The organism is Parvibaculum sp., assembly GCF_030651915.1.
GTDB lineage: Bacteria > Pseudomonadota > Alphaproteobacteria > Parvibaculales > Parvibaculaceae > Parvibaculum.
Window position 1 is genome coordinate 438,522 of sequence record NZ_JAUSBV010000002.1, and the last position, 18,852, is coordinate 457,373.

General features: G+C 65.3%; 18 protein-coding genes. 9 read left to right on the plus strand and 9 right to left on the minus strand.

Annotated elements, in window-relative coordinates; all coding sequences use genetic code 11:
- Positions 1–145 precede the first annotated feature (145 nt).
- Complete coding sequence (locus Q7V31_RS02625) at positions 146–1,216, plus strand: DsbA family protein (RefSeq protein WP_304732260.1); 1,071 nt, start codon at positions 146–148, stop codon at positions 1,214–1,216.
- Here Q7V31_RS02625 and Q7V31_RS02630 read toward each other — a convergent pair.
- Genes Q7V31_RS02630 through Q7V31_RS02645 form a run of 4 tightly spaced genes read right to left on the minus strand, consistent with a single transcriptional unit; the run spans position 1,213 to position 4,764 of the window.
- Positions 1,213–1,647, minus strand: a complete 435-nt coding sequence (locus Q7V31_RS02630) for a hypothetical protein (protein WP_304732261.1) — start codon at positions 1,645–1,647, stop codon at positions 1,213–1,215. The two genes, Q7V31_RS02625 and Q7V31_RS02630, sit on opposite strands and share 4 nt — an antisense overlap.
- Before the next feature lie 46 nt (positions 1,648–1,693).
- Positions 1,694–3,367, minus strand: coding sequence for a sulfatase (locus Q7V31_RS02635; RefSeq protein ID WP_304732262.1), 1,674 nt, complete (start codon positions 3,365–3,367; stop codon positions 1,694–1,696).
- Between the two features lie 27 nt (positions 3,368–3,394).
- Entirely contained in the window at positions 3,395–4,297 is a 903-nt protein-coding gene (locus Q7V31_RS02640; protein ID WP_304732263.1) for a haloalkane dehalogenase, read from the minus strand.
- A 5-nt stretch (positions 4,298–4,302) separates the two neighbouring features.
- A complete protein-coding gene (locus Q7V31_RS02645) occupies positions 4,303–4,764 on the minus strand; it encodes a DUF1330 domain-containing protein (protein ID WP_304732264.1) in 462 nt (153 codons plus the stop codon).
- A 153-nt stretch (positions 4,765–4,917) separates the two neighbouring features.
- On the opposite strand from Q7V31_RS02645, the gene Q7V31_RS02650 reads away from it, so the two are divergent.
- The 4 genes from Q7V31_RS02650 to Q7V31_RS02665 all read left to right on the plus strand — a co-directional run bounded on the left by Q7V31_RS02650 (position 4,918) and on the right by Q7V31_RS02665 (position 11,217).
- Entirely contained in the window at positions 4,918–5,991 is a 1,074-nt protein-coding gene (locus tag Q7V31_RS02650; RefSeq protein WP_304732265.1) for an HlyD family secretion protein, read from the plus strand.
- Entirely contained in the window at positions 5,988–8,747 is a 2,760-nt protein-coding gene (gene rbbA / locus Q7V31_RS02655) for a ribosome-associated ATPase/putative transporter RbbA (RefSeq protein WP_304732266.1), read from the plus strand. Before Q7V31_RS02650 ends, rbbA begins: the two co-directional genes overlap by 4 nt.
- A gap of 5 nt (positions 8,748–8,752) precedes the next feature.
- Positions 8,753–9,874, plus strand: coding sequence for an ABC transporter permease (locus Q7V31_RS02660; protein WP_304732267.1), 1,122 nt, complete (start codon positions 8,753–8,755; stop codon positions 9,872–9,874).
- A 224-nt stretch (positions 9,875–10,098) separates the two neighbouring features.
- Positions 10,099–11,217: a hypothetical protein gene (locus Q7V31_RS02665; protein ID WP_304732268.1), complete on the plus strand. Its 1,119-nt coding sequence runs from the start codon at positions 10,099–10,101 to the stop codon at positions 11,215–11,217.
- Between the two features lie 27 nt (positions 11,218–11,244).
- Here Q7V31_RS02665 and Q7V31_RS02670 read toward each other — a convergent pair whose 3' ends face one another.
- Positions 11,245–11,994 (minus strand): slipin family protein, encoded by a 750-nt coding sequence (locus Q7V31_RS02670; protein WP_304732269.1) that lies wholly within the window; start codon positions 11,992–11,994, stop codon positions 11,245–11,247.
- Positions 11,995–12,114: 120 nt separating this feature from the next.
- On the minus strand, positions 12,115–13,545 hold the full coding sequence (locus tag Q7V31_RS02675; RefSeq protein WP_304732270.1) for a nodulation protein NfeD: 1,431 nt from the start codon (positions 13,543–13,545) through the stop codon (positions 12,115–12,117).
- A gap of 182 nt (positions 13,546–13,727) precedes the next feature.
- Between Q7V31_RS02675 and Q7V31_RS02680 the strand changes: the two genes are divergently transcribed.
- Together Q7V31_RS02680 and Q7V31_RS02685 are read left to right on the plus strand one after the other, a co-directional pair.
- Positions 13,728–13,934 carry a dodecin gene (locus Q7V31_RS02680; protein WP_304732271.1) on the plus strand — a complete coding sequence of 69 codons (207 nt, stop codon included), beginning with the start codon at positions 13,728–13,730 and terminating at the stop codon, positions 13,932–13,934.
- 138 nt (positions 13,935–14,072) lie between these two features.
- Complete coding sequence (locus Q7V31_RS02685) at positions 14,073–14,852, plus strand: SDR family NAD(P)-dependent oxidoreductase (RefSeq protein WP_304732272.1); 780 nt, start codon at positions 14,073–14,075, stop codon at positions 14,850–14,852.
- Positions 14,853–15,007: 155 nt separating this feature from the next.
- Here the strand turns inward: Q7V31_RS02685 and Q7V31_RS02690 are convergent, their stop codons facing one another.
- The gene (locus tag Q7V31_RS02690; protein ID WP_304732273.1) at positions 15,008–16,246 is read right to left on the minus strand and encodes a TIGR03862 family flavoprotein; all 1,239 of its coding nucleotides are present in this window, start codon (positions 16,244–16,246) and stop codon (positions 15,008–15,010) included.
- Positions 16,247–16,298: 52 nt separating this feature from the next.
- On the opposite strand from Q7V31_RS02690, the gene Q7V31_RS02695 reads away from it, so the two are divergent.
- Positions 16,299–16,751: a YaiI/YqxD family protein gene (locus tag Q7V31_RS02695; protein WP_304732274.1), complete on the plus strand. Its 453-nt coding sequence runs from the start codon at positions 16,299–16,301 to the stop codon at positions 16,749–16,751.
- On the opposite strand, the gene msrB is transcribed toward Q7V31_RS02695, so the two are convergent.
- Both msrB and msrA read right to left on the minus strand, forming a co-directional pair.
- The gene (gene msrB / locus Q7V31_RS02700) at positions 16,748–17,254 is read right to left on the minus strand and encodes a peptide-methionine (R)-S-oxide reductase MsrB (protein WP_370690620.1); all 507 of its coding nucleotides are present in this window, start codon (positions 17,252–17,254) and stop codon (positions 16,748–16,750) included. The two genes, Q7V31_RS02695 and msrB, sit on opposite strands and share 4 nt — an antisense overlap.
- A gap of 2 nt (positions 17,255–17,256) precedes the next feature.
- On the minus strand, positions 17,257–17,877 hold the full coding sequence (gene msrA, locus Q7V31_RS02705) for a peptide-methionine (S)-S-oxide reductase MsrA (protein ID WP_304732276.1): 621 nt from the start codon (positions 17,875–17,877) through the stop codon (positions 17,257–17,259).
- Between the two features lie 173 nt (positions 17,878–18,050).
- Between msrA and Q7V31_RS02710 the strand changes: the two genes are divergently transcribed.
- Positions 18,051–18,848 (plus strand): DUF2189 domain-containing protein, encoded by a 798-nt coding sequence (locus tag Q7V31_RS02710; RefSeq protein WP_304732277.1) that lies wholly within the window; start codon positions 18,051–18,053, stop codon positions 18,846–18,848.
- Positions 18,849–18,852: the final 4 nt, after the last annotated feature.

Genomic DNA, 18,852 nt, shown 5'->3' on the forward strand with positions numbered 1-18,852 from the left:
GGCGGGTCTCCGCTGACCACTATTGGCATTATTAATGCCAACAATTAAATCGGGGCGGGCGATGCGGACGAAGATTGCAACCAGGGTGTCCGCATTGATCACCAGTCCGCGCCTCCGGGCCTTGGGGCGCCGGCGTCATGCCCTGATGCGGCGGCTTTCCGGGCGGCGGCCGGTCATCCATTATTTCCATCAGGCGGGCGATCCCTACAGCGTGCTGGCCATCCAGGCAGTGCCGCTGTTGCGGGCGCGCTACGATGTCGAGGTCGAGGTGCATGCGGTTTCCGCGCCCGACATGGCAGCGGCGCCCGAGCCCGACATGCTGAAGGCCTATGGGCTGCGCGATGCGGGCTTGTCGGCGCGGCTAGCCGGATTTTCGCTCGATGCCGACATTTCGGCGCTCGCGCCCGATGCCAGCCCCAAGGCGCTGGCCGCAGGCGACCGCTTGCGCCGCAAGCTCGGTCATTATCTCGGCGCGGTCTTCTCTTTCGAGGGCGAGTGGTATTGGGGCCTCGACCGGCTCGATTTTCTCGAACAGCGGCTGGTGCCCTTCCGCCGCGCCGATGCGCCGAAAGGTTTCATCGCGCCGCGCCGCGAAGTGACGCTCAAGCCGGTGAAGGCGCCCGCGCGCGCGCCGGTTTTCGAGGCCTTCATTTCCTTCCGCAGCCCCTACACATACCTGGCCATCGAGCGTGTGACGAAACTAGCGGCGCATTACGGCGCCGATCTCCGCTGGCGCTTCGTGTTGCCGATGGTGATGCGCGGGTTGCCGGTGCCGCTGGCCAAGCAGCTCTATATCGTGCGCGACTGCAAGCGCGAGGCCGAGCGTCTCGGGCTTCCCTTCGGTCGCGTCGCCGATCCGGTCGGCGCCGGCACCGAACGCGGGCTCGCGGTGCTGCATCACGCAATCCCGGCCGGCAAGGGGGCGGCTTTCGCGCAATCCTTCCTGCAGGGCGTCTTTGCCGAAGGGATCGACGCAGCGTCCGACACGGGCCTCATCCGGTTTGCCGCACGGGCGGGGCTCGATGCCGCCTTTGTCGAAAAGGCGCTGGCCGATCCGTCCTGGCGCGAGGTCGCCGAGCAGAACCGCGCCGACATGTTCGCCGGCGGCGCCTGGGGCGTGCCGTCCTTCCGCGTCGAAGGCGGGGCGATGCATTGGGGCCAGGACCGGCTCTGGGTCGTCGAGGAGGAACTGCGGGCGGCCTGCGAAAAACCTTAAGCCCGCTTCTTCAGCGCCAGCGCCAGCAGCACAGCGACGACCGGAATGATGACAAGCGTTGCGTAAGCCTCCGGCGGCCGGTCGGGGCCGTCGCCCGGTTTGAACACCCATTGGTTGAGCGCGATGATCGTCCGCTCGACCAAAATCAATGCCAGCAGCAGCGGCACCAGGCTGCGGTAGCGCCATGACACCGCCAGCATCGTCAGGCCCCAGACGATCTGCGTCGCGCCGACCCAGGCAAAAACGCCGATGATCGTGTTCGCATTATGCGTCAGGTCGAGGCCGGCGATCACGCCGGCGCCGCCATCGGGCAGGAAGGCGTGGATGGCGCCCGGCCCGACCGTCAGAATGCCGAGCAGCGTCAGCCCCCAAGGCGCGACGGGATGTCCGCGATAGGCCGCGTTGGTGCTGTCGGGCAGAAGGGCCGCCATGCTGGTTCTCCGGTCGATATAGCGCTTTGGTTTCCGGCAGCGGCGTTCAGCCCGCCCAGTAGATATATTCGTCGTCCTCGGTCGCTTCTTCCTCCAGCGTCTTGTCGATCGTCACCGGCATTTCGCCGACCGCCGGGAACAGCGGTTCGCGCTGCGTCGCGTCATGGGCGTCGAGCAATCCGGTCATTTCCGCCACGCGCTCGGGATAGAGCTCGGCGAGATTGACCTTTTCAGTCGGATCCTCATTGAGATTGAACAGCCAGGTCCGCTCGGGCTTCGTCGTCACCTGCAACTTCCAGCCGTCCTTCTGCACCACGCGGTAATAGGCATTGCGCCAGAAGAGCGCCCGGTCGGGCGCGGCGCCGGCATCGCCCGCATAGGGCAGCAGGTCGACACCGTCGATGACGCGGTCGTCCGGCAGGTCGCCGCCCGCCGCCGTCACGAGGGTCGGGAAGAGATCGATATGGGCGACCGGCGTTTCGCGCGTCGTCCCCGGTGCGATCGTGCCGGGCCATTGCACGAAAAAGGGCACGCGAATGCCACCTTCGAAAAAGGTCAGCTTCCAGCCGCGGAAAGGCGCGTTGACGTCCGGAATGCCGATATAGCCGGGTCCGCCATTGTCGCTGGAGAAGATCACGATGGTGTTGTCGTCGAGGCCGTTATCCTTCAGCGCCGCGAGCACGCGGCCGACGCTGCGGTCGAGCGCGCGGATCATCGCGCCGTAGACGCGCAGCCGCTCATCCTCGATTTCGGCCAGCGCGTCGTAGTCTTCTCTCGATGCCTGCAAAGGCGTGTGAACGGCCCAATGCGCCAGATAGAGGAAGAAGGGGCGGTTGCGGTTGGCCTCGATCGCCTTCACCGCCTCGTCGGTATAATAATCGGTCAGATAGCCTTTCGGCTCGAACCACTCGCTGCCGTTGTAAGACGTCGCATAGCGCATGCGGGCCCAGAGAAACTGGTCGATCGGATCGAAGGGCAGTTTGGCGTTGACGACATCGGGGCTGTCTTCGGGCAGAAAGAGCCCGCTTTCCAGCATCACGGTTTCGTCGAAGCCCTGCGCGTTGGGCCGGAACTCTTCCGAATTGCCGAGATGCCACTTGCCGATATGAATGTTGTGATAGCCGCGCGGTTTCAAGGCTTCGGCGAGCGTGATTTCCGAACCCGGCAATCCCTGTTCGGCGAAGGGCGGCTGGCGCTTGACGGCTTCGGCGTCGAAGAGCATTTCGTGCCGCCTGCTGCCGTCATTGTAGAAAAGATCCATGATCCGCGTCATGCCGGGTGGCGTCGGCGTGAACTCGAAGCCGGTGCGCGTGCCGTAGCGGCCGGTCAGCAGCGCCGCGCGCGAGGGCGCGCAGGCGGCCGTGCCGGAATAGGCGCGGGTGAAATTGGCGCCGTTCCTGGCGATTGAATCGATATGCGGCGTCTGCACAATGCCGTCCGCGGCGCCGCCGCCGAAATAGCTGATGTCGTTGAAGCCGAGATCGTCGGCCAGAATGAAGACGATGTTGGGCGGGCGCTTGCCGGCCGCTTCGGCGGCGACTTCCGGTCCCTGCTGCCAGAGAATGTCGCGATTGGGCAGCACCACGGTTGCGTCGCGCGCCCGCGTGGCGACGAAATAGAGGATCAGGTCCTTGCGGAAGACAAAGGCGGTGCCGGCAACGGCTGTCAGCGCCACCACGCCGGCGAGCGCATAAGCCTGCCATTTCTTCAATCCCGTCATCTCGCGTCTCCCCTTGTGCGCCGATCGTTACGTTGCGGCGATAAAACGCAGAATATGCTCGCAGAGTTCAGCCGGCACGTCTTCCTGAATGAAATGATGCGCCTGCGGAAAAACATGATGCGGCTGGCCCTTCGCGCCCGGAATGCGCTTCTGCATCGCCTTGTCGGCGCCCTTGGCCACCGGATCGAGCGCGCCGAACAGCGTCAGGAAGGGCTTGTCGAAACGTTCGAGGTTTTTCCAGGCTTCGCGGTTCAAGGGCACACCCGGATTGTCGGGTTGCACCGCGATCAGCAGCGGAAAGGAAACGATGCCGGCCATATAGGCGTCGGACGGGAAGGGCGCGATATAGGCCGCAAGCTCGCCGGCGGTGATTTCATGCACCATGCCGGGCGGCAGCATTTCGGCCAGCGGAAAACGCGTCGCCGCGCGCATCATGCCGACCCACATTTTCATGAACTCGCTTTCGCCCTCGCCCGTTGGCAGGCCGGTGTTGGACGCAATCACGCGGGCGAAGCGCTCGGGATATTTCGACACCAGATAGAGGCCGATCGTACCGCCCCAGTCCTGGCAGAAGAGGGTGATGTCCTTGAGGTCCATCCCGGTCAGCCATTTCGACATCCAGTCGTAGTGGCGCGCCAGCGTGTAGTCGGCTTTCGCCGCCGGCTTGTCGGAGCGCCCGCAGCCGACAAGGTCGACCGCGATGACGCGGTGGCCGGCCGCCGTCAGCACCGGGATCATCTTTCGATAGAGATAGGCCCAGGTCGGATTGCCATGCATCAGCAGGATCGGCGCGGCATCGCGCGGGCCTTCATCGACATAATGAATGCGCAGCGCCGTGCCGTCTTCATCGCGTACATTGTGGTAATGCGGCGCGAAATCATAGCCTTCGAGCCTGGCGAAACGTTCGTCGGGCGTGCGCAGCACTTCCATCCGTGTCAGCCCCTGGTGATCGCTTCGAGCAGCGGCTGCAGCCGGCCCAGCACGCCATCCTGCAACACCGTTTCGATGTTGAGCTGGCCTTTCAGGCCGGCATCGCGATGCACCGAAATCTCCTGCCATTCCGGCGACATCGACATCTCGAACATCGCCTTGCGGGTCGGATAGGTTGCGATCGCGATTTCGTCCCAGAGTTCCTCGACCTGGCCCAGCGCCAGAAAACTCACGTCGGCGGCGAAAAAGGCGCCGCCGCCGAATTTCGGCAACAGCTTCGACACGGCGCGGCCATAGATCTGATAGGCGTCGCGGCCGCTCAGGTCGCAGGGCCGCCCGTCCTTGTATTCGGCGCGCTCCTTGAACTTCAGCAGGTTGACCATGAAAATCGGGCCTTTCGGGCCCGGCGCCATCATTTCGCGGATGTGATCGGGATCGCTCGGGAAGACTTCGTTGACAACCTGCATGACGCACCATTCCTGGAAGGGCGGCCGGTATGGCCGCGCCGCCAATATATTGGCATGAATACTGTCATAAGTTCAAGTGCGGCGCGGCGCCGGCGGTCCGGACCGGCCATGTGTCGCAGTGGATTTGCGCCGGAAAACGCGTATCTTTCCTGAATGCGGTATCCGACCAGAACCAATCTGCTGCGGGCGAGCGCGGCGCTTGTCATCGCGGTGGCGGGCTATTTCATCTGGCAGTCCCTCACCAATGGCGGTCTGCCCGAAGGTTTCGCCGGCGGCAACGGGCGCATCGAGGCGGTCGAGATCGACATCGCGGCCAAGTTGCCCGGAAGGGTGCAGGAAATCCTGGTCGACGAGGGCGATTTCGTCGCCGCCGGACAGGTGCTGGTGACGATGGACACGGCCTCGCTCGCCGCCCAGCTCCGTCAGGCCGAGGCCCAGTTGCAACAGGCGCTGATCGGCGTCGAGAGCGCCAAAAGCCAGGTCCGGCAGCGCCAGGCCGAAAGATCGGCCGTCGAGGCGCTGGTCGCCCAGCGGGTTGCCGAGCGCGATGCGGCGCAGAGCCGTCTGACCCGCACCGAACAACTGGCCGCCCGCGGCACCACCTCACGCCAGGTGCTCGACGATGATCGTGCCCGCTTCCAGGCGGCCAAGGCGGCGGTCAGCGCGGCGGAAGCCCAGCTCGCCGCCTCCGATGCGGCGATCGCCACGGCCCGCTCGCAGGTCGTCGGCGCCGAGGCTGCCGTCCAGGCGGGCCATGCCACGGTCGAGCGGCTCGATGCCGAGATCGAGGACGGCACGCTCAGGGCGCCGCGCGCCGGCCGGGTGCAGTATCGCGTCGTGCAGCCGGGCGAAGTGATCGCGGCCGGCGGCAAGGTGCTCAACATCATCGATGTCAGCGACGTCTACATGACCTTCTTCCTGCCGACCGAACATGCCGGCCGCGTGGCGCTGGGGGCCGAGGTGCATCTCGTTCTCGACGCGGCGCCGCAATATGTCATTCCGGCGCGCGCGACCTTCGTGGCCGATGTCGCGCAGTTCACGCCGAAGACGGTCGAAACGGCCGAAGAACGCGAGAAGCTGATGTTCCGCATCAAGGCACGGATCGATCCCGCGCTTCTCGACAAGCATATTCGCGACGTCAAGACGGGGCTGCCCGGCATGGCCTATGTGCGCCTCGATCCGCGACTCGAATGGCCGGCCGCGTTGCAGATCAAGCTGCCGGAATGACGGCGCAGGCGCCCGTCGCGCGGCTGGACGATGTCACGCTGCGCTATGGCCGGCAATGCGCGCTCGATGCCGTCACGCTCGACATTCCGGCCGGGCGGATGGTCGGGCTGATCGGGCCGGACGGCGTCGGCAAGTCCAGCCTGCTGGCGCTGATTGCCGGTGCCCGCGCGCTGCAGCAGGGCCGCGTCGAGGTCTTTGGCGGCGACATGGGCCGCGCGCGGCATCGTCATGCGGTCGGTCCGCGCATCGCCTATATGCCGCAGGGCCTCGGCCGGAATCTCTATCCGACGCTGTCGATCTTCGAGAACATCGATTTCTTCGGACGGTTGTTCGGTCATGGCCGCGCGCAGCGCGAGGCCCGCATTGCGGCGCTGCTCGACAGCACCGGGCTCGCACCCTTTGCCGGCCGGCCGGCCGGCAAGCTCTCGGGCGGGATGAAACAGAAGCTCGGTCTCTGCTGCGCGCTGATCCACGATCCCGACCTGCTGATCCTCGACGAACCCACCACCGGCGTCGATCCGCTGTCGCGCCGGCATTTCTGGGAGCTGATCGCGCGCATCAGGGCCGGGCGTCCGCAGATGAGCGTCGTCGTGGCGACGGCCTATATGGAGGAGGCCGAGCGCTTCGACTGGCTGGTGGCGATGGATGCGGGCCGGGTGCTGGCCAGCGGCACGCCTTCGGACCTGCGCGCGCGCACCGGCGCGGCCTCGCTCGAGGCCGCCTTCATCGCGCTGCTGCCCGAGGCGAAGCGCCGCGCGCACCGGCCGGTCGAGATTCCGCCGCGCGCGCCCGATGCCGATGGCGAGGTCGCAATCGAGGCGCGCGATCTCACCATGCGCTTCGGCGATTTCGTCGCCGTCGACAAAGTGAGTTTCCGGATCGGACGCGGCGAGATCTTCGGTTTTCTCGGCTCGAATGGCTGCGGCAAGACGACGACCATGAAGGTGCTGACGGGTCTGCTGACTGCCAGCGAGGGCGAGGCCCGGCTTTTCGGCCAGCCGGTCGATGGCGACGGCATCGGCGTCCGCCGCCGCGTCGGCTACATGTCGCAGGGCTTCTCGCTCTATTCCGAACTGACGGTGCGGCAGAATCTCGAGCTCCATGCGCGGCTTTTCCAGGTGCCCGAGGCCGGGATCGCGGCGCGGATCGCGGAGATGACGCAGCGTTTCGATCTTGCCGACGTGCTCGACGTGCTGCCCGACAATCTGCCGCTCGGCCGGCGCCAGCGTCTGTCGCTGGCGGTCGCGATGATCCACCGGCCGGAAATGCTGATCCTCGACGAGCCGACATCGGGCGTCGATCCGGTGGCGCGCGACAGCTTCTGGCGCATGCTGGTCGAGCTGGCGCGGCGCGACAAGGTGACGATCTTCATCTCGACCCATTTCATGAACGAGGCCGAACGCTGCGACCGCATCTCGCTGATGCATGCGGGGCGTGTGCTGGTCAGCGACACGCCGGCCGCCATCACCGCGGCGCATGGCGTCGAAACGCTGGAAGACGCTTTCGTCGACTGCCTGATGGAAGCCGGCGCCGGCGCTGCCGAGACGGCGCCGGATGCCGTGCCTGCGGCGGCGCAAGAAACGATGCCCGAAGCCGCGCCCGTCACGGCGCCGGGCCGAACCTCCTTCCGGCGCTTCTTCGATCCGCGCCGCATGTTCAGCTATACGCGACGCGAGACGCTGGAGCTGCGGCGCGATCCGGTCCGTGCCACGCTGGCGCTGATCGGCAGCGTGGTGCTGCTGTTCGTGATCGGCTACGGAATCAATTTCGATGTCGAGGACATGACCTTCGCGGTGCTCGACCGCGACCGCACCACGACCAGCCGCGACTATGTGCTGAACATTTCAGGCTCGCGCTATTTCACCGAGCGGCCGGCAATTGTCGATTACGACGATCTCGACCGGCGCATGCGCGCCGGCGAACTGAGCCTTGCCCTCGAAATCCCGCCGGGTTTCGCCCGCGATATCGCGCGCGGGCGGCATGTCGAAATCGGCGCCTGGATCGACGGCGCCATGCCGACACGGGCCGAAACCGTGCAGGGCTATGTCCAGGGCATGCATCTGCACTGGCTGCAGATGCAGGCGGCGAAGGCGGGCCTCGCCCCGGCGGCGCTGGTCGATATCGAAACGCGCTTTCGCTACAATCCGGATGTCAAAAGCCTCGTTGCGATGGTCCCGGGCGTCATTCCGCTGCTGCTGATGCTGATCCCGTCGATGCTGGCGGCGCTCAGCGTGGTGCGCGAAAAGGAGCTCGGCTCGATCGTCAATCTCTATGTGACGCCGGTGACGCGGCTCGAATTCCTGATCGGCAAGCAGCTGCCCTATGTGGCGCTGGCGATGCTGAATTTCCTGCTGCTGGTGCTCTTCGCGGTGTTCTTCTTCGAGGTGCCGCTGACCGGCAGCATCCTCACCCTGACGGCGGCGACGCTGATCTATGTCTTTTCGGCCACCGCCATGGGCCTGTTGATTTCGGCGGCCATGCGCAGCCAGATCGCGGCCATTTTCGGCACCGCCATATTGACGATCCTGCCGGCGGCGCAGTTTTCGGGCCTGACCGATCCTGTTTCCTCGCTGGAGGGCATGGGGGCGCTGATCGGGCAGATCTATCCGACCACGCATTATCTGACGATCTCGCGCGGCACCTTTTCGAAGGCGCTCGGTTTCGCCGATCTGCAGGCTGCCTTCGTGCCGTTGCTGATCGCGGTGCCGGTACTGATCGCGGCCAGCGTCGTGCTGCTGAAAAAGCAGGAGCGCTGAAACCGATGCGCCTTTCGAACATCCTCCATCTCGGCGTCAAGGAACTCAGGAGCCTCGGTCGCGACCCGGTCATGCTGGGGCTGATCGTTTATGCCTTCACGCTGGCGATCTATGCGGCGGCGACCGCGCTGCCCGAGGCGCTGCACAAGGCCTCGATCGCGATTGTCGACGAGGACCGCTCGCCGCTTTCGGCCCGCATTGCGGACGCCTTCTATCCGCCCTATTTCATTTCGCCCGTGGTGATCGACCATGCCGAAATGGATGCGCGCATGGATGCGGGCCTCGACACCTTCGCCCTCAACATTCCGCCCCATTTCCAGCGCGACGTGCTGGCGGGGCGCGCGCCCGTGATCCAGCTCAATGTCGATGCGACGCGCATGACCCAGGCCTTTGCCGACAGCGGCTATATTCAGTCGATCGTCGCGGGCGAGGTCGCGGGCTTCGCCGCGCGCTACCGCGCCGAAACCGAGCTGCCGGTCGAGCTTGCCCTGCGGGCGCGCTTCAATCCGGGGCTCGACAAGTCGTGGTTCGGCTCGGTCATGGAAGTGATCAACAATGTGACGCTGCTCGCCATCGTGCTGACCGGTGCGGCGCTGATCCGCGAGCGCGAGCACGGCACCATCGAACATCTGCTGGCCATGCCGGTGACCCCCTTCGAGATCATGACCGCCAAGCTCTGGGCGATGGCGCTGGTCGTCGCCGTCGCCTGCGGTCTGTCGCTGATCTTCGTCGTGCAGGGGCTTCTCGCGGTGCCGATCGAGGGCTCGGTGGCGCTCTTCCTCGCCGGCACGCTGTTCCACCTTTTTGCGGCCACCTCGATGGGCATCTTCCTCGCGACCGTCGCGCGCTCGATGCCGCAATTCGGCCTGCTGATCATCCTGGTGCTGGTGCCGCTCGAAATGCTCTCGGGCGGCATGACGCCGCGCGAGAGCATGCCCGACATGATCCGCACCCTGATGCTGGTCGCGCCCAACACGCATTTCGTGATGCTGGCCCAGGCCATTCTCTATCGCGGCGCCGGCTTCTCGGTCGTCTGGCCGCAATTCCTGGCGCTGGCGCTGATCGGCACGGTGCTCTTCGCCGCCGCGCTGGCCCGCTTCCGTTCGACCATTTCCAGCATGGCGTGAGGGCCGCTCCTCAATCCCTCTTGCGCATCGCCTTGATCAGGTCCATCGGCAGCGGGAAGACGATGGTGTTGGTCTTCTCGCCGCCAATGTCATGCAGCGCCGGCGCGCGAGTACTCACTGCCGTCTCTGTTCTTGCATATCCCCGTTCTGGCGATACGGTTTGTGTACGGAAATTACGGTATGCCGCGCGAAGCGGGCGGCGGCGTCTTCTCTGTCGAGGGCATATGACGATCCATTCACGGCGCAATATTCTTTGTGTTCTGCGAAGCGCACGGATCGGTGCGGCGATCCTGCTCGCGGCCGTCATGCTGACGCTCGGTAGTTGCAAGCCACCGCGCCATATCGGTCCGCCGCCCGATATCCGGATCACCTCCGCATCGCTTTCGGCCACGGGCGGCACGGTCGTCTTCGGCTTCGACGACCGGCGGGGCGGCGCGAACCGCAAGCGCCTCGGGCTTTTCGATGTCGCAAGCCGCTCGATCCGGCTTGTCGACCAGCCGGAGAATTTCAGGTGGGGCTCGCCGGTCTTCGCGCCAGCGGGTCGCAAGCTCGCTTTCACATCATACTGCTTTTATGACTGCACGCCGGAGGAGTTCGGCTACCACGTCGGTATGCTCGATCTCGACACCGGCGCCTGGCAAATCGTCACGGCAGATGGACGCAACAATATGCGACTGTCACCGAACTTCTCGCAGGATGGGAAATCGATCCTGTTCGTCTCGGCGAAAGCCGAATGGAACAAGGAAGGCGGATCGCGCCCGAAAGGTTTCTTCGGTGTTTCCTCGCTGTCGCTCGAAACGCGGCAGGAGCGGCAATTGCTGCCGAACGCTGCCGAAACCACCACGTTTCAGAGCGTCGGACGGCCCACGCTGATGGCCGGCGGCGACGTTCTCTTCACCTGCATGGCGCCATTCAAGGGCGCCTTCGAAGAGATGGCGGGTAGGATGAACCTGCGCAATACACACAATTTTGCGTGCAGACTGCGCCCTGATGGCAGTCTCGGCATCGTTCCCGGCCTCGAACGACAATACGCCAACTCACTTTCCGCCTCGGCCGATGGAAAGCGCATCGCTTTCATTGCCCGGTCATCGCCCGGCAAGCAGGGACGGGGATTTGGCTCCGACCTTTTCGTCCATGAGGCAGGCGTCATTCGTGAGACGACACAGCTTGGGACCCATGCCTATCTGACCGACATTTCGGACGATGGCGCGGTCGCGCTCTTTCTCGCCGACGACACACGAAAGAAGAACTGGTCGATCTGGTTGCACCGCGTCGGCGCCGGCGAGACGCGCGAAATCCTGACGCCCGATGCCCTGCACCTGTTTCTCGGTGCAACCGACTAGATGCCACCTACCCGGTGTGTTTCGCCCTCAATCCCGCCGGCGGATCGTGTCCATCAGGTCCATCGGCAGCGGGAAGACGATGGTGTTGGTCTTCTCACCGGCAATGTCGTGCAACGCCGAGAAATAGCGCAGCTGCATCGCGCGCGGATCGCCGGCGAGGATGCGGCCGGCCTCGACCAGCTTTTCGGCCGCCTGCTGTTCGCCCTCGGCATTGATGATCTTGGCGCGACGGAAACGTTCGGCTTCGGCCTGCTTGGCGATGGCGCGGATCATGCTCTCGTCGATATCGACATGCTTGATCTCGACATTGGCGACCTTGATGCCCCAGGCGTCGGTCTGGCTGTCGAGGATTTCCTGGATGTCGGCATTGAGCTTGTCGCGCTCGGCCAGCATTTCGTCGAGCTCGTGCTTGCCGAGCACCGAGCGCAACGTCGTCTGCGCGAGCTGGCTTGTCGCCTCGGCGTAGTTTTCGACATTGAGGATCGCCTTGCCCGGATCGACGATGCGGGAATAGATCACCGCATTGACGCGCACCGAGACGTTGTCGCGTGAGATCACGTCCTGGGTCGGCACGTCTTCCACCGTGGTGCGCAGGTCGGTCCTGACCATCTGCTGGATGACCGGGATGATGATGATGAAGCCCGGCCCGGCAATGCGGGTGAAGCGGCCCAGCGTGAAGACGACGCCGCGCTCATATTCGCGCAGGATGCGGATCGCCGAGCTCAGAAAGCCGACAACCAGCACGGCAATGAAGACATAGAATGCAAGATTTCCCATCGGGCCTCTCCGTTCTGTTTGGTCCACCGGGCCGAATGACGGCGAACCGATGATTGTGAACGTCCACCTTCCCCCAAGGGGAGGGTGGTCGATGACCGCCGCTCTCCGAGCGCCGCTCCCTCAGCCTTGCACGGAAGGCGCGTCGCTGATGATCAGCGTCAACCCGTCCAGCCGTTCGACTTTCGCCGTCGCGCCGGGCGCGAGTTGATGCGGCCCGCGCGCGCGCCATCTTTCGCTATGCGCCCAGACATGGCCTTCGCCGTTCGCCCAGTCGAGCACGCGCACGTCCATGCCGGTCATTTCCTCGCTGCCGGTCGCTACCGGTTTTCGCTGCGCGCGCCAGGCATAGCCGATGATCAGCACCAGCGTGACGACGCTGACCGCCGCCGTGCCGCCGATCGTGCCCCAGGACAGCTGGAACTCCGGCTGGTCGCTGTCGATCAGCATGGCGCCGCCGAGCACGAAGGCGACGACGCCGCCGAGCCCCAGCACGCCGAAACTCGGCGAGAAGGCCTCGGCGATCATCAAGGCAAGACCCAGCAGAATGAGCGCCAGCCCCGCATAGTCGAGCGGCAGCTGGTTCAGCGCATAAAGCCCCAGCAGCAGGCAGATCGCGCCAATGACGCCGGGGCCGATCGTACCGGGGTTCGAGAATTCGAAAATCAATCCGTAAATGCCGATCAGCATCAGGATGAAGGCGACATTCGGATTGCTGAGGATCGCCAGCAGCTTCGTCATCGCGCCGGGTTCGATCTCGGTGACGGCCGCGCCTTCGGTGTCGAGCAGGCGCTTGCCCGTCGCCGTCACGACTTCGCGTCCATGCATCAGGCGCAGCAATTCGCCGATGTCGCTGGCCATGAATTCGACGACGCCCTCGGCGACGGCGTCGCGCGCCGACAGGCTCGCGCCTTCGCGCACCGCCTTTTCGGCCCAGTCGGCATTGCGGCCGTGCAGTTCGGCAAGGCTCCTGATATGCGCGACCGCGTCATTGGTCGCCTTGGCGGTCATCGCGTCCTCGTTCGATTTCGGCGGCGCCGGCGCCTTGCCGTCTTCGTCCTTGGGCGCCGTCTCGCCGGGCGATGGCAGGCCCGGCATGCCGCCGCCCAGCGTCACCGGCGTCGCCGCGCCGATATTGGTGCCGGGCGCCATCGCGGCAATCGCGGTCGCATAGATGATGTAGGTGCCGGCGCTGGCCGCGTGGCCGCCGGCCGGCGCCACGTAACCGGCCACCGGGACGGAGGATTCCAGGATCGAGGAAATGATGTCGCGGGTCGAGGTGACGAGACCGCCCGGCGTGTTGATTTTCAGGATCAGCACATCGGCACGGGCCGCTTCGGCCGCTGCCACGGCGTCGGCCACCTGCCGCGCCGTTGCCGGGCCGATGGCGCCTTCGATTGTCGAGAGCATGGCCAGCGGCGGCGCACCGCGCGCCGGGGCCTCCGCCTCGTCCTGCGCCACGCCGGCGGCGCCGAACAGCGCCGCGCCGGCCACGGCCAGCATGGCGTAGATCGCGTGGCGCCATCGAGGGATCGTTCGGGATCGAAGGTTCACGGGGGGTGTCTCCTTCTTCCGGGCGGTCTTTAACCTGTCGTCCCCGCCAGTCTGCCAAAGCGCGGCGCGAAAGACCATGTTTTCCGGCGGCGGGCTTTTATGCCGCAGCGCGCCCTTGCCGCGCCGCGCCATCGCGCCACATCCCTCAGGCCACGCATGAAACGCGCGAAGGGAGGACCCCCATGTCCGATCATGTCTACAAGATCGTCGAAATCGTCGGCTCGTCGCCCAAAAGCATCGAGGGCGCGATTTCGGCCGCCGTCGAAAAAGCGTCGAAAAGCCTGCGCGAGCTCCGATGGTTCGAAGTTGTCGAAACGCGCGGTCACATCGAAGGCGGCAAGGTCGGCCACTATCAGGTCAAGCTGAAGATCGCCTTCACGCTGGAGTGAGCGGCACAAGCGAAGGGGGGCTTCTCTATTGCAGTTGCCGGCACTCTTCGCCGACAAGGCGATTGCGCGCCGCTAGGGTTGCGCGCCGGGTTTTGCTAGGCTCCCCGCCAACGAAATCAAAACGGGGAGACGCAATCCATGGAACCGATCCAGAAACTCAGCCGCTCGATCGCCGGCAAGGTGGCGCTGGTCACCGGGGCGGCGAGCGGCATGGGCCGCGCCACCGCGCATGTCTTTGCCGCCGAGGGCGCCAAGGTCGCGCTGCTCGATCTCAGGCAAGAGCGCGTCGACGCCGTTGTCGCCGAGATCAAGGCCGAAGGCGGCGAGGCCCATGGCTGGGCGCTCGATGTCGCCGACGCCGAAGGGATCATCCGCGTCGTCAAGGAAATCGAGGCGCATTTCGGCGGGCTCGACATTCTCGTCAACAATGCCGGCCTCTCGACCTTTTGCGGCATCGCCGAGGAAGGCTATGAAGAGAGTTGGGCGCGCGCGCTCGAGGTGATGCTGACCGCGCATATGCGCTTCGTGCGCGCCGCGCTGCCGCTGCTGAAGCGGTCGGGCGAGGGCCGCATCGTCAATGTGGCGTCCACGGAAGGTTTCGGCGCGACGCCCGGCAATTCGAGCTATGTGGCCGCCAAGCATGGCGTCATCGGGCTGACCCGCGCGCTTGCCGTCGAGCTCGGCCGCGAAGGCGTCACCTGCAACTGCATCTGTCCGGGTCCGATCCGCACCGGCATCACCGACGGTATTCCCGACGAGCACAAGGAAATCTTCGCCAAGCGCCGCGTGCCGCTCCGCCGCTATGGCGACCCCGAAGAAGTCGCGCATGTGACGCTCAGCGTCGTGCTGCCGGCGTCCTCCTATCTCAACGGCGTCGCCATCCCGGTCGATGGCGGCATGCTGGTCAAGAACGCCTGAGGGCGGCGCGCGCCAAAACAAAAAATGGTTTCATTCTCCCATGCCGCGACGGGGGCGGGGATAAAGCTGACTTTTGCCCGGGGATAAGTCGCCTCTTTCCCCGGGGATAAGTCGATTTGTGACAGTTTTTTGACAGTTTTGTGACAGAGGGGGGGTCAGCAGCCGTTTTCGCTGTCATAAATCGCCGCGCCGGCGCCCGCCGCGCGCCCCGTGGCGAGGCAGGCGCTGATCAGATATCCCCCTGTCGGCGCCTCCCAGTCGAGCATCTCGCCGGCGCAAAAGACGCCCGGAATCTTCGTCAGCATCAGCTTCTCATCGAGTTCGTCGAGCGCCACGCCGCCGGCGCTGCTGATCGCTTCCGCTATCGGCCGTGCACGGATCAGTGTCAGCGGCAGCGCCTTGATCGCCTCGGCCAGCGCGGCCGGATCGTCGAACACAGTCGCATCGAGACATTCGCGCAGCAGCGCCGCCTTGACGCCGTCGATACCGGCGGCCTTGCGCAAATGATTGGCGAGCGAGGCCTTGCCGCGCGGGCGGGAAAGGTCGCGCGTCAGGCGTTCGAGGTCGCGGTCGGGTGTGAGATCGAGCGTCAGCACCGCCTTGCCGTCGCGGTCGCTGGCGTCGCGCAGGTCCGCCGACAGCGCATAGACGGCGCTGCCTTCGATGCCGTAGCGTGTCACAACAAAGTCGCCGCGCAACGATCGGTCGCCGAAAGACAGCGTCACCGACTTCACCGGTTCGCCGGCAAAGCGCGCCGCCATATGCGGGCTCCAGGCGACATCGAAGCCGCAATTGGAAGGCCGCAACGGATTGACCGTCACGCCCTTCGCGCGCAAGAGCGGCACCCATGCGCCGTCGCCGCCCAGCCGCGGCCAGCTCGCGCCGCCCAGCGCCAGCACGCTCACGTCGGCGCGAAAATGCGTCTCGCCATCAGGCGTTTCGAAGGTCAGCGCGCCGTCGTCGGCCCATCCGGTCCAGCGGTGGCGCGGATGAAAAATCACGCCCGCCTCGCGCAAGCGTGTCAGCCAGACGCGCAACAAGGGCGATGCCTTCATCGCCTTCGGAAAGACGCGGCCCGAGCTGCCGACAAATAATTCGACGCCGAGGGCTGCCGCCCAACTCCTGATTTCGTCCGGCAAAAAGCCGCGCAGCAACGGTTCGAGCCGCGCGCGCGCTTCCTTGAAGCGCGAGAGAAAGAGGTCGAGGTCTTCGGCGTGCGTGATGTTGAGGCCGCTCTTGCCGGCCAGCAGGAACTTGCGGCCGAGCGACGGCATCGCGTCAAAGACATGCACCTGCGCGACGCCCGCGAGGCGTTCAGCCGCGGCCAATCCCGCCGGTCCGCCGCCGATGATGGCGGCGACGGGCTTCGTCTTCTGTTTTGCACTTGTGTTCACGCGCGCGACGCTATCATCCTGCGGCGATGAAATCATGTGCCGAAGAGACGCGATGACAGAAATCTATGTCGATGCCGATGCCTACCCGGTCAAGGAGGAGGTGGTGCGGGTCGCCGAACGCCACGGGATCACGGTTCATATCGTCTCCAACAGCGGCATGCGGCCGACCGGCCATCCGCTGGTCCGTCCGGTCGTGGTGGCGGAAGGTCCGGATGCCGCCGATGACTGGATCGCCGAACGCGCCGGCCCCGGCGACATCGTCGTCACCGGCGACATTCCGCTTGCCGCCCGCGCGCTCGAAAAAGGCGCGGCGGCGATCGGTCACAACGGCAATCCCTTCACGCCGTCGAGCATCGGCATGGCGCTTGCCATGCGCGATCTGATGCGCGAGTTGCGCGAGACCGGTGAATCGAAAGGCGGCGGTCCGGCGTTTTCGCGCGCCGATCGTTCGCGCTTTCTGCAGGCGCTGGAAAGCGCCGTGCAGCTGGCGTTGAAGGCGCGCTAGGCCTCGGCCGCCACGAAGCTCAGCGCGACGCCGTTGATGCAGTAGCGCAGTCCCGTCGGCTTCGGGCCGTCCTCGAAGACATGGCCCTGATGGCCGCCGCAGCGGCGGCAATGCACTTCGGTGCGCACCGTGAAAAAGCTGCGATCCTCCGAGGTGGCGATGGCGTTTTCGAGCGGCGCGTAGAAGCTCGGCCAGCCGGTGCCGCTTTCATATTTGGTTTCCGACGAGAAGAGCGGCAGGTCGCAACCGGCGCAATGATAGGTGCCCCTGCGCTTCTCGCCATTGAGCGGGCTGGTGCCGGGGCGTTCGGTGCCGTGGCTGCGCAGCACGCGATATTGCGCCGGCGTCAGCTGCGAGCGCCACTCGGCATCGCTTCTGGTGATCTCGAATGCCGGTGAGGCCGCATCGTCCGCGCTCGCGCCCTTGCCACGCAAGGTCAAGCCTGCCGCTGCCAGTGCCGCCGCGACCGCTGTGCCACCGAGGAAATTCCGTCTCGACATCATCGTCATCTCCTGCTGCCGCCCGCTTCGTCGCCCCAGATCTGTTTCAACCGCTGATCGCGTCCGCAGCCCCAGCGGTAATAGGCATAGCGTGCCGGGTTCTTCAGATAATAGTCCTGATGATAGGACTCGGCCGGATAAAACGGCGCGGCATCTGTGATCTCCGTCGCGATCGGCAGACCGAGGCGGCCCGAGGCTTCGAGTTCGGCCTTCGAGGCTTCGGCCCGTTCGCGCTCCTCCTCGTTGCCGACATAGATCACGCTGCGATATTGCGGGCCGGCATCGCAGAACTGTGCGTTGGCGCGCACCGGGTCGATGTTGCGCCAGAAGAGATGCAGCAGTTTTTCGTAGCTGACGATTTCCGGATTGTAGACGACCGCCACGACCTCGACATGGCCGCTCCGGCCCGACGAGACGTCCTTGTAGGTCGGGTTGGGCTTTTCGCCGCCCGTATAGCCCGAGGTGGTGCGGATCACGCCGTCGAGCTTGTCGTAAGGTGGCTCCATGCACCAGAAGCAGCCGCCGGCGAAAATCGCCATGGCCTCGCCAGGGCCCGGGGCTTCGGCGGTGGTGGCCGTCGCGGTCAGGGCGGCCCAGAGGCCGAAAAGGATCGCAAGGCGTTTCACGTCGGGTCTCCTTCGGTTTCCAGAGCAGTCTACGCCTTTGGCAGCGCTCCGGTTCTCAATTCACACTCACGACTTTGCGAGCGGCACTCAAAGCGGAAGCCACATGGACGGCGGGGTTATTCATCGCTAGCATCAAACCGAGTAGGGCGGTTTGATCGGGAGGAGAGGCTGCCATGAGCGAAATATCGTCACAGCTGGGCGCAGCGGGCGGCCGGGACCGTTTTCCGGACGTGCGCAAGGTCCGGGCAGATGCGCCGTGGGTCTGGCTTGCGCGCGGCTGGGCCGACATGTCGAGTGTGCCGGCGCTCAGCCTCAGCTATGGCGTCGCCTTTTTCGTGATCTCGCTGTCGCTGGTCGTTGCCCTGTTCCAGTTCGAACTCGGCGCGCTGGTGCCGGTCATGGCGGCGGGCTTCCTGCTGGTCGGGCCGATGCTGGCCGTCGGCATGTATGAAGCCAGCCGCCGCCTCGAAGCCGGTCTGCCGGTGCGGCTTGCCGATGTTGCCTTCGTGTCGACGCGCAGTCCCACCCAGCTTGCCTTTCTCGGCGCCATGCTGATGGGCGCGATGCTGATCTGGGTGCGCATTGCCTCGCTGCTGTTTGCGCTGTTCTTCGGGTCGCAGAACATGCCGACGATTGCCGAATTCGTGCCGGCATTGCTGCTGACACCGCACGGGCTCGGCCTGCTGGTCGTCGGCACGGCCGTCGGCGGGCTGCTCGCGCTTGTCTGTTTCGCGATCTCGGTCGTCTCGGTGCCGATGCTGATGGCGCGCGATGTCGATGCAGTTACCGCGGTGCTGACCAGCATCGAAACCGTCAGGCGCAACTTCTGGCCGATGATGATCTGGGGCTGGATCATCGCCTTCTTCACGGCTTTTGGCATCGCCACGCTGTTTGTCGGCCTGATCGTCGTCTTCCCGCTGCTCGGGCACGCGACCTGGCACGCCTATCGGGATCTCGTGACCGAACGTTGATGGA